Source organism: Photobacterium sp. Ph5, assembly GCF_022129445.1.
Lineage (GTDB): Bacteria > Pseudomonadota > Gammaproteobacteria > Enterobacterales > Vibrionaceae > Photobacterium.
In genome coordinates, this window is sequence record NZ_JADQAQ010000005.1 from 1 (window position 1) to 11,221 (window position 11,221).

The window sequence follows — 11,221 nt, forward strand, 5'->3', positions numbered from 1 at the left end:
ATTAGTTCAAAAAAATCCCCAAGCTGCAGCTTAGGGATTTGTGTATAAGAGACAGAGCAGAATGCTAGCCTTTGAGCTGTATTGATTAGTTATGTGACCTAAGGTGCTGCGTTTAATACATTTGTATCCGTTATGGTTAATGTTTTGCCATCACCATTAATAAATGAATGCATTTCTGATTGCATTTCACTTGTTACAGCAGCATCTGATGATGGATCGAGTAATGATGAATGGCTTCCTACGTTAAATAGCACCGCATTCCTCACTAGTGTGCCATTAATCGATGCGGTTGTTGGTACCAATTGCATCGTATTGAGTAGAGGTGTAGTGCCTGTAAACGGTGAATAAGGAACAGGGATTTCAGTGCCCGTTACTGTTGTTCCTGGTGGTGTGAGATTAGGGATAGTTTGATCATTTTGTACTTGGGTTAGGTAAACAGAAGTAGTGCTTGGCACTAATAACGAATGGTTAATAGGATCGACACTATCAAGCACTGTTTGTGCGGCATAAGCAAACTGTGTAAATGAGTCATAAATTGTGCTTAGCGTTGCTAATGAGGTTTCACTACCATCACTAATTAATCCCGCTTCATAACCTTGATAACAAAGTGGTATCGATGTATCACCACATTGGTTTTTAAAGTCAGCATTTGAGCTTGCTAAAATATTCCCTTTGATGAGATTGCCAAAGCTTCCTGAATTTAAGAGTAAGTAAGGGATCTCAGCGCCAGGATTTGCAAGTGCAAATTGATCAATCGCGAAGAGTTGATCTGCGGCGTCATTGCCAGTTGGACGATTTGTCACATTTGCCACATTAATCCCAGTCATTGCACCTAATGAATGACCAGTAAAGTTAACCTTTGCCTGAGGGTTTAACGTTGCTAGTACACCTAGATTTGCAAGTTGATCTGGTGCCGTTTGTGCCAAAGTACCTATTTGTACAAAGAGACGTGTAATTGATGCTTTTAGATTGATCACATCAATCGTACTTTGACGTAAATTATCACGGGCAACGGTTAGTGCACCGAGGTTTAAATAAATAGATGGATTGTCTGCTGCAGTAACACCACCGATACCTCGATCACCATGCAATGGAAGGTTTATCGCAAATATCGCTCGGCATTTATCGCCAATCAAACTATCAGCTAATCCAGTAGTAGTCAGAGTATCTTTACTGCTAGTTACACCATGCTGATAAATAGTGACGCTGTTAGATAAAGGAGTTTTACAGTTAGGATTATTAGGTAGTACTAATGTGTACTCGATTGAAGCGATTGAGCGCAGTTTAGGCACTGGGCTATAACGAGTGATCAGCCTTGCTTCATCTAATTGCTTACCATCAGGTAAGAGAATTTCAGCGCCAGTTAACGCGGTTAATACGCGTTGTTGTGCTGCGGGATCTGTTGCTACATTAGCAAAGTCTGTTGGATCGATATTTAGCTCTGCAATTTTTGTTTGAACGGCAAGCTTTTCGGCATCGGTACCATTTGCTAGTACGTATTGAATTTTAGCAAGGCTCGGCATACCACTTTGCCAAGGCGTATTTAAGAATTTATCTGGCTGCATATCTAGGAAATAGGGAAGGTGAATCGTACCTGTGAATATCTCACCCAAACCACCGAGTGTATTTCCTTTAGACGTTGGTCGATCAATATTAAATAGGGTGCTATCTAAGGTAGTTGTATCAATACTGCTGTCGATTGCCGTGCCTTTCCAAATATCGGACGGCTTACTATTTATCGCTAATGCTGTTGCGGATTTTGCTGCAAAAAGCACATCACCTACAGAGGCTGTGGTAAACCATGATGAGAAAATAATGCTGTCTTTATCAACCCCAACTTGTGTAAAAGCAGTTTCGGTTGCTTGGGTCACTGCCTGGGCTGGAAGTAAGGCTGGAGAGGGCGGTGTTGCCGTCGATTTTAATGTGGCGTATGAACTGCTGGTACCGACAGGATTATTTTTATCATCTTTTAGTATATTAGTGACAGCAAACATATAATTGCTAGCAGGATCTAAAGGCTTAAGTAAGACTGCTGTTAATGTGTCACCAGAGGCTTGAACAAGATAATCTTGCCCTTCAACCAGCTTTGTAGGCGCAGTGCTATCTGAGGTGTCAGTAGGATCGCCTGATTTTATTAGATAGAAACTTCCAGCCGCACTGTCTGGGTTTAATGGATTACCTTTAAAGTTGACAAGGATCGGTTGGCTTGTACTCCAACCATCGGTTGCACCCATAGCAACGACAGGATTAGAGATATCTGTTGGATCTGCTGCGGTACTCTCAATACTTAATGTGCCATCTTCCTGATCCATCGCTAAATAGGTCGGCGTTACAATAATTGGCGAACTTGGATTTGAGATAATATCAAAGTTGATTTTTGTTTCTGCATTTAGGCTGTCGGCAGTGTCTGGGTCAATCGTAGGGGCGCCTGTTGTTTTGCTGTCGCCACCACATCCGGTTAGTCCCAAGCTAGCAGCTATAATGATTGATAAAAAATGCTTGTTCATAGTATTCCTTACTTTCAATTCTTAGTTCAGTCTTGGGTTAAAAAATGTAATTAGCTTGCGCGGCACCGATGAAAGCATCGCTGGTTGCGGTGAAGCTATCTCCCGCTTCAGTAAATGTGCCGTCTTTGCCGTAGACATAACTAACACCTAGATCAAAACTTAATTGGTCGCTGTATTTATAGCTTGCTCCTGCGGAGTACCAGAAGCGGTCAGTATCTGGAATACTCAATGTTGCCTTACCGCCTTGCTCATCGTAAGCAAAGCCGGCACGTAAGGTGACTTGTGGATTAAGATTGTATGTACTACCAATAGCCCAGCGGAATGCATCGTCATATTTCTCTTCTTTCAATAAGCAGACACCGGGTAGTTGTCCCTCAAAGTTACATTCACTGCTGGTAGCTTTTAGCTCAGTAAACTCACTCCATTGGGTCCAAAAAATACTGTAGTGCAGTGCTAATTGATTATTGAGTTGATGAAAACCTGAAAACTCTGCAGTCGCTGGGAGTGGGGCCGCAAGTTTTGCATCAATGGTTGTACCACGGCGACTGGCGCCAAGAACTTGACCCGAGTAATCAGTAAATTCACCATCAAAATCAAGATCAACTTGTGAGCGATAAGCTAAGCCAAAACGGTTATTCTCATCAAGTTCAAAGAGGGTGCCAATATTCCAGCCAAATGCCCATGTCTCTCCTTCCATATTAATGGTTTTATCGCTGGGCTTGATTGCAGGATAAAACGGTAATGCATTTTGTCCATAGTGACGGTAAAGCTCAGCTTTTGCATAAACAGCACTAACACCAACACCGATACTCCATTGGTCATTGAGTTTATAGGCAATACTTGGGTTTAAGTTTATGGTGATAAGTGAGGTTTTACCTGCGGATGTTCCATCATAGAAATCATCAGGGTAATCGGTTGTTACCCCATAATTAGAGAATAAAGACATTCCCCAAGATAAACGGTCGTTAAGAGGTTGAACAAAGTAAGTTGAAGGCACAAATGCGAGAGGTGCGACATCTTCGGCGGTTTGTTCACCATTAGGAGCATCATGCGCAGTTACATCGATGTCTGGTAAGACAATACTTCCTTGTGCTGAAATAGCCATTTTATCGAATTTGGTCATGCTTGCAGGGTTACGAGCGAGAACTCCGGGGTTATCAGCAATAGCGGCTTCACCAGCAAATGCACGCCCTAAGCCTGTTGCTGATTGTTCTGAAACTTGGAAGCCTGCAGAGTAAGCCTGCGTTGAAACTAATGCTGAGGTTACGACAATGGTGAGATAACGTTTTTTTACGGACATTATACTGCCTCTCTATGTGTTGTTATTTAGCTTCTTATTCGTCCCTGAAAGGAAAAACAAAGATTAAGTACAAGAGTGAGTATAAGACTGGATTGCTGTAATGTTAATAAAATGTAACTTAAATTTTAATGTAACTTTCATGTATTTAACGCATTTTTATAGTAAGTGTTTTAAACGTTTAATTTAAAAATCAAGAAATAAAGAATGCATAAAAAAAAAGCTCATAAAAATATGAGCTTAGAGGTATTCATTGTGGTTTAGGTAGAATTAGTATTTAGTTGTTATCCATTTCTTCTGTTTGAGGAGCCATTAAAGGCCAACCACCTAATTTTTTCCATTTGTTAACTATTTCACAAAATAGCTCTGCGGTACGTTCTGTATCATAAAGTGCTGAGTGTGCTTCACGATTATCAAAAGGGATATTTGCCGTTTGACATGCTTTCGCTAATACCGTTTGACCAAATGCAAGCCCACTTAATGCGGCTGTATCAAAAGTTGCAAACGGGTGGAAAGGGTTACGTTTTAATTTTGCACGTTCAGATGCCGCCATAACAAAGCTGTGATCAAACGTTGCATTGTGCGCAACCATAATGGCGCGAGAACAATCAGAGGCTTTTTGTTCTTTACGGATCTGCTTATAGATCTCTTTTAAAGCGTGCTCTTCAGATACAGCACCACGTAATGGACTAAATGGATCACGGATCCCATTAAATTCCAAAGCTTCTTTATGTAAAATTGCGCCTTCAAAAGGGGATACATGGAAGTGGATTGTTGTTGCTGGCTTTAACCATCCATCTTCATCCATTTGTAATGTAACGGCGCAGATTTCAAGTAATGCATCTGTTTTAGCGTTAAATCCTGCGGTTTCTACATCAATGACGACGGGAAAGTAGCCGCGAAAGCGACTTTTTAATGTGTTGAATTCGTTATCTTGGCTCATAACACTGCTGTCAAAATAAAGGAATGGGCTATTATGTCAGATCCATCTCTTGATACCAATTTGATCTGATGTATAAACAAAAACTGTGAGGATCTTTTTTCTTAATGTGAAACGGGTTGTGAATCGTTAAAGCAATGAATGTTATGGTCGATATAAAGAGAAGTTTAATTTGTATCAATTAAAAGTCAGCCTTTATATTTCGAGACGTTAAATTAAGACATTTGGATAATGACATTTTTTATTTTCAAAAAATGGCCTAGGCCATTGTATTTATTTGTTTTATTGTTTTCATTGCCAAGTTGGGCTGGGAAGCAATATATCGCATCGCCTAATCAGTCACAGTGGAATGTTATTGTTGATACGCCGCTGGAGTGTCGTTTGTCACATCATATACCGGGTTATGGTGAAGGTGAGTTTGTAGCACGTTCTAGTAAAAAACAATCTGTTGCTTTTGAATTAAAAATGTATCGCCCGATGGGAGAAACACGAAACGTCCGTTTAACCTCTATGCCTGCACGTTGGATGCCCGGCGAGTCGGCTAATACGATCACACGATTGAAATTTTTTAAGCAGTTTGATGGTTATATTCAAGGAAAAACTGTGTGGAATATGCTTGCTGAATTAGAAGATGGACGAAATCCTACATTTACGTATCAAGATTGGCAGAGGCAAAATCGTTCATTAGATGTTGGACTATCTGCGGTTGCATTTCAAAAAGGTTATCAATCATTTAGCCAATGCCTGAGTAAGTTACTGCCGTATGGATTTGAAGATATTGCATTTTCTGTACTTCACTATAGTGAAAATAGCGATACATTAAATAAAATTTCACAGCAACGTCTTGCTCAAATTGCTGACTTTGTTCGTTATTCTGACGACATTGACTTGGTGCTAGTTGCTGCATTTAATGATTCGATTGCTGGTACTACGGAAAGCCAAGAGATGTCTGAGCGACGAGCTGAAAAGCTACGTCAGTATTTTCAATCGTTGGGGTTACCTGCTGATCGTGTTCAAGTGGAAGCATACGGTAAGCGACGCCCGATTGCGGATAATTCAACCCCGATGGGGCGAAATTTAAATCGGCGCGTTGTGATTTCATTAGGACAGAGTCCGATTTATTAAGGGTGATATCTGAAAGATAGTGGAATAAGGCTCGTTATTATCAAATGATATAACGAGCTTTATTTTTATTAATGTAGTTTAAAAGAAGTAATTAACTCGCAACTTGAATAGTTGTTAATGGCTTTGACTTGATTAGCTATAGCAGGGTTAGGATGTCGTTTTAAAAAGCTAATCAATGCAGATTGGCACCCCCCCAAAGAATTTATATAGCTATGGCATTGCGTTTGTTTGCACTGTGGGATCAATGCAATAACTTGTTCAGAGGCAAGTTGCAAATATTTTAACTCGTAGTCTGGATCGCCATGTTGTCGCCAAAAATTAGCAAGATTATGGCAAGAAACGACTTTCATCGTTAAGAGATCTGTTAGTTGCTCGATGTCAGTTGGATCTGCCGTGATTTCCTGAGCAATAGACAATGCGAGTTGATAATGAACAATAGACATCAAAGGGTTATTGTTAGTCTTAGCATCATCAGCCATTAAGGTGTGTCTTTCCCACTCTGAAATATCCATGTCATTATCCTTTGTAAAAGTGGTATTGCTTTGCGGTTAGAAAGCTTGTAACGCGCTAAGGTAGTTTATCTCAACTTGTTCCCAATCGACTAAGTGCCACCATGCGTCAATGTAATCAGGACGGACGTTTTGGTAACTCAAGTAGTAAGCATGTTCCCATACATCGAGCGCAAGAATTGGAGTGCCTTGTATTGTTACCGTATCCATTAACGGGTTGTATTGGTTCGGCGTTGCCGAGATCTCGAGTCGTCCATCTACGATAGAGATCCAAATAAACCCAGCACCAAAATGATTGGCAGCTAATGTTGAAAATGTCTCTTTGAACTTAGCAAAACTTTCAAAATGAGCATTAATTGCTTCTGCAAGTAAACCTGATGGATGGCGTACGCCTTCGGGTGACATACATTGCCAATAGAGGTTGTGATTATAGAAACCACCACCATTATTACGAATCGCAGCAGGATATTGAGAGATATTACTTAAAATGGTTTCAATGGGCTGGTCATTGAGATTCGTATTTTCAATCGCAGCGATAAACTTATCAAAATAACCTCGATGGTGTTTGCTATAGTGGATCTCAACAGTTCTAGCATCAAGATAAGGCTCTAATGCATCAAAAGCATAGGGTAATTTCGAAAATTGATGAGTCATAAACTATATCTAGTAAAAATGTTTACTAGATAATAATGATAACTATTATCACTATCAACCAGTGTTTTGTATGGATATTAATGATTTTTTAGCTGTAAAGTTATGAATTTGATGATTAGTTAACAAAGGATTTATGGTTTTTGGTTATGATTTACATTGTTTAGATAAGGATTTTCGTTATGAATAAAGTTGTTTTAATAGCTGTTGTTGTATTAGTTGCGATAGGTGTGGGTATTTTCAGTGTGAGTTCATTGACTGAGAAAGCAGCGAATGAGACGACAAAAAAAGTATTAAAAGAAGTCGTGAGTGCTGATTTAGCGCCTGTTGCAAAAGCTATTGGTAAATTAGAAGCGTGTGAATCTGGTGCTACCGCAGAGTTAGAAGCGCTAGGGCATACCGCAACGCCATTAGGTCGTAGCTTGGCTTATATTGCTTTAGCACAAAATAGTTACTTGATGGATGATAAAGATAAAGCGCGAGTGGAATTGCAGCAAGCGATTGATGCAAGTACAGATAAACCCTCAGCGGAAGAGCGTAATGAGATGTTTGACAAGTTGGGGGAAGGCGCAAAACAAATGGCAGAAAAGCGTAAAGCATACGGTTTTAAAGTAAATTGTGAACCACTTTAATTGCTGATAATAGAGACGAAAAAGGAGCGATTAAGCTCCTTTTTTATTGAATGAAATCTTTTATTAATCAGATATCTACCTTATCTTTGTACTCACAAAGGTCCTCGATTAGGCAGCTGCCACAGCGCGGCTTTCTCGCAATACAGGTATAGCGTCCATGTAAAATTAACCAATGGTGAACATCGACTTTAAATTCTTTTGGCACGACTTTTAAGAGCTTTTCTTCTACCTGATCAACATTTTTACCCATCGCAAATTTTGTACGGTTACAAACACGGAAAATATGGGTATCCACTGCAATCGTTGGCCATCCAAATGCTGTATTTAAAACAACGTTAGCTGTTTTGCGTCCAACCCCCGGTAGTGCTTCTAATGCTTCACGATTTTCGGGGATCTCGCCATTATGTTTATCTAAGAGAATACGACAGGTTTTAATGACATTTTCTGCTTTAGAATTAAATAACCCAATGGTTTTTATATATTCTTTAACGCCATCAACGCCTAAGTCGTAAATAGCTTGAGGGGTATTTGCGATAGGATAAAGTTTGTCGGTTGCTTTATTTACACTGACATCGGTAGCTTGCGCTGAAAGTAATACTGCAATCAGTAACTCGAAAGGCGTGCTCCAATGAAGCTCTGTTTCCGGGTGTGGGTTTTCAGCGCGTAAACGTTCAAGAATTTGGACGCGTTTTTGATTATTCATTTTCTATTCCAAATAAGGCTTATTGCAATATAAGTAGGGAATGACAGAGTGAGCATCTGTCGTTGCAATTAAGCATTTTACTATTCCATTATTTTGTCGCGATATGTAATAAAAAGAAACCCAATAAGCATGATACTTATTGGGTTTGAGCCTTAGTCTACGGTAGTAACGCGAGCACGTTCAACCGTTGGCTTTGATTCTTCTTTAGGCTGTTTTTGTTGACGGCGTTTATCAATCACATTTTTGGCAGCAATCATCAAACCGACACCAAGAAAGGCACCCGGTGGTAACATTGCAAGCAAGAACCCTGAATCAAAATGGAACACTTGGATTCGTAAAACTGATGCCCAGCTACCTAGTAGGCGATCAGCACCATCAAACAAGGTTCCTTTGCTCAATAATTCTCGCATTGCACCAAGAATGAATAGGGCAGATGTCATGCCTAAACCCATCCATAAACCATCGAGTACTGCTGGTAATGGTGCATTTTTAGAGGCAAAGGCTTCAGCGCGACCAATGATAATACAGTTAGTCACAATTAAGGCAATGAAGATACCTAATGATTTGTATAAGCCAAAAGTAAATGCATTCATCAATAACTGTACGCAGGTTACAAGTGAGGCAATGATCATTACAAATACTGGTATACGGATCTCAGAGGGCACCCAGTGACGAATTAAAGACACAATTAAGTTTGAGCCAATAAGTACTAAAGTCGTCGCAAGCCCCAAACCTAATGCATTTGTCACTGTTGATGAAACGGCGAGTAAAGGACAAAGACCAAGCAGTTGAACAACTGCTGGGTTGTTTGACCACAGGCCATTTGTCATCAATTCTTTATTAGTTGTCATATCACTCACCCGCACAATCAAGTGGTTGGTTGATGATTTTATCCTGGTTTTGATCCCAGTATAACGAAATGTTTTTCACTGCTTTGACGACTGCTCGTGGTGTTATGGTCGCACCTGTGAATTGATCAAACTCACCACCATCTTTACGCACTTTAAATGATGGGTCGTTATCACCGTTTACATGCTTACCATTAAAACCGTAAATCCAATTACTGACTGTAGTTTCAATTTTATCACCCAATCCTGGTGTTTCGTTTTGTTGTAATACACGAACACCAGTGATCACGCCTTTCATATTTAAGCCAACAATAATTTTAATTGCACCGCTGTAACCGTCAGGAGCAATACCTTCAATGGCAATACCAACAGGTTTATCATCTTTTTTAGCGATATAAGCCGGCATCGCATCGGTTGTACCTAAGCGTTTGTGATCTTTAACTAAAGTACAACTTTTGTAGAGTAAGTTATCGTGGCTCGCGACGGGAATAACTTGATTTAAAGTATCCAGTAACTGTAGTCGTTGTTGCTCTGCAATACGATCTTCCGTTAGGTAGTTAGTTAAGGCTACGAGTGCTGTCGCTAAACACGCAAAAATTGCAAGAATAGCACCGTTTTTTTTCATTGCATTAAACATGGCTGCTCTCTTAATTAGTGCCCGTATGTACGAGGACGAGTGTAGTAATCAATCAATGGTACACATAAGTTACCAAGTAAAACGGCAAAGGCTACACCATCAGGGAAGCCACCCCATGTGCGGATCAAATAAATCATGACACCGATAAAGCCACCAAAAATTAATCGGCCTTTTACTGTTGTTGAGGCTGTTACTGGATCGGTAGCAATAAAGAAAGCACCTAACATGGTTGCACCTGAGAATAGGTGGAACAAAGGAGATCCTGTTGTATCAGGGTGCACAATGTAAACAAGACTACTGATCACAAACAGTGACGTTAGCATAGCAACAGGGATATGCCATTGAATAACACGAAGCTTTAATAGGATTAACCCGCCAACAAGGAAGCCCATGTTTATCCATTCCCAGCCAATACCCGCAATTGCACCATAAACAGGTTTTGCCATCGTCTCAGCAGTAGTAAAGCCCGTATGTAACGATGTTTTTAAAGTATCTAGCGGTGTTGCCATTGTGTAACCATCAACTGACATTTTCAGTTGTGGGACACTAAAACCATCTTGAGTAAAGCCAGTAAAGATAGCATAAATGCTATCCATAAAGTTGGCAGGTTGTGCACTCAATGATGCTGGTGGTAACCAAGTTGTCATCTGTACTGGGAATGAAATTAGCAGTACGACATAAGCAATCATCGCGGGGTTAAAGAGGTTTTGTCCCATCCCGCCATAAAGGTGTTTTGCAATGACTATCGCAAAGAACACACCAATCACGGTTAACCACCAAGGTGCTAATGGTGGGATTGATAAACCAATTAATACGCCAGTAAGTAGGGCGGTATTATCTCTTAAATAAGGTACAACGGGACGCTTACGTAGTTTTACAACAATAGTTTCAAATATGATTGCAGAAATAGATGCTAGTAAAATTTGGATCAGAGTACCGAAACCAAAGAAGTAGCATTGAGCAATAACGCCAAATACCGAGCATAATATAACTGTACGCATAATAGCGCTGGTGCTACGGCGGTTATGGTCATGGGGTGAACTGGCAATATTAAACGCCACGATTAATCTTCCTCAATGTTTTGTTGTTCTTTGGCGGCTTGTTGTGCCGCTTTTCTTGCTTTAGCACGAGCCACAGCAGCAGCAACAGCGGTTTTTTTCGGATCAACGTCTTCTGCTTCAACTATAGGTTCAGGTGTTGATTCAGCTTGTGCCTCTGCCTGTTGTGCGGCTTTCCTTGCTTTAGCACGGGCCACGGCAGCAGCGACAGCGGCTTTTTTCGGATCAACGCTTTCTGTTTCTACCGCAGGTTCAGGTGTTGATTCAGCTTGTGCCTCTGCTTGTTGTGCGGCTTTTCTTGCTTTAGCACGAGC

At 40.5% G+C, this 11,221-nt stretch carries 11 protein-coding genes and 1 pseudogene; 2 read left to right on the forward strand and 10 right to left on the reverse strand.

Translation table 11 applies throughout. The annotated features are described in order from the left end of the window. Positions 1-98: 98 nt before the first annotated feature. The 3 genes from I3259_RS03120 to rnt form a co-directional block, all read right to left on the reverse strand. Positions 99-2,507, reverse strand: coding sequence for a VolA/Pla-1 family phospholipase (locus I3259_RS03120; protein ID WP_238028286.1), 2,409 nt, complete (start codon positions 2,505-2,507; stop codon positions 99-101). A gap of 37 nt (positions 2,508-2,544) precedes the next feature. Next, a complete protein-coding gene (locus tag I3259_RS03125) occupies positions 2,545-3,807 on the reverse strand; it encodes an outer membrane protein transport protein (protein ID WP_238028287.1) in 1,263 nt (420 codons plus the stop codon). 274 nt (positions 3,808-4,081) lie between these two features. Next, complete coding sequence (rnt, locus tag I3259_RS03130) at positions 4,082-4,747, reverse strand: ribonuclease T (RefSeq protein ID WP_238028288.1); 666 nt, start codon at positions 4,745-4,747, stop codon at positions 4,082-4,084. A gap of 228 nt (positions 4,748-4,975) precedes the next feature. On the opposite strand from rnt, the gene I3259_RS03135 reads away from it, so the two are divergent. Then, complete coding sequence (locus I3259_RS03135; RefSeq protein WP_238028289.1) at positions 4,976-5,869, forward strand: OmpA family protein; 894 nt, start codon at positions 4,976-4,978, stop codon at positions 5,867-5,869. Between the two features lie 68 nt (positions 5,870-5,937). Here the strand turns inward: I3259_RS03135 and I3259_RS03140 are convergent, their stop codons facing one another. Further along, positions 5,938-6,381, reverse strand: coding sequence for a DUF2753 family protein (locus I3259_RS03140; RefSeq protein ID WP_238028290.1), 444 nt, complete (start codon positions 6,379-6,381; stop codon positions 5,938-5,940). A gap of 36 nt (positions 6,382-6,417) precedes the next feature. Then, entirely contained in the window at positions 6,418-7,032 is a 615-nt protein-coding gene (locus I3259_RS03145; protein WP_238028291.1) for a superoxide dismutase, read from the reverse strand. Positions 7,033-7,211: 179 nt separating this feature from the next. On the opposite strand from I3259_RS03145, the gene I3259_RS03150 reads away from it, so the two are divergent. After that, positions 7,212-7,661, forward strand: coding sequence for a hypothetical protein (locus tag I3259_RS03150; protein ID WP_238028292.1), 450 nt, complete (start codon positions 7,212-7,214; stop codon positions 7,659-7,661). Between the two features lie 67 nt (positions 7,662-7,728). Here the strand turns inward: I3259_RS03150 and nth are convergent, their stop codons facing one another. From nth to I3259_RS03175, 5 genes and pseudogenes are all read right to left on the reverse strand, one after another. Next, entirely contained in the window at positions 7,729-8,364 is a 636-nt protein-coding gene (gene nth / locus I3259_RS03155) for an endonuclease III (RefSeq protein WP_238028293.1), read from the reverse strand. Between the two features lie 152 nt (positions 8,365-8,516). After that, complete coding sequence (locus I3259_RS03160; protein ID WP_238028294.1) at positions 8,517-9,215, reverse strand: electron transport complex subunit E; 699 nt, start codon at positions 9,213-9,215, stop codon at positions 8,517-8,519. Between the two features lies 1 nt (position 9,216). After that, positions 9,217-9,849 carry an electron transport complex subunit RsxG gene (rsxG, locus tag I3259_RS03165; RefSeq protein WP_238028295.1) on the reverse strand — a complete coding sequence of 211 codons (633 nt, stop codon included), beginning with the start codon at positions 9,847-9,849 and terminating at the stop codon, positions 9,217-9,219. Between the two features lie 14 nt (positions 9,850-9,863). Next, on the reverse strand, positions 9,864-10,910 hold the full coding sequence (rsxD, locus tag I3259_RS03170; RefSeq protein ID WP_238028296.1) for an electron transport complex subunit RsxD: 1,047 nt from the start codon (positions 10,908-10,910) through the stop codon (positions 9,864-9,866). A 2-nt stretch (positions 10,911-10,912) separates the two neighbouring features. After that, positions 10,913-11,221, reverse strand: a pseudogene (locus tag I3259_RS03175) (electron transport complex subunit RsxC); the annotation flags it as partial.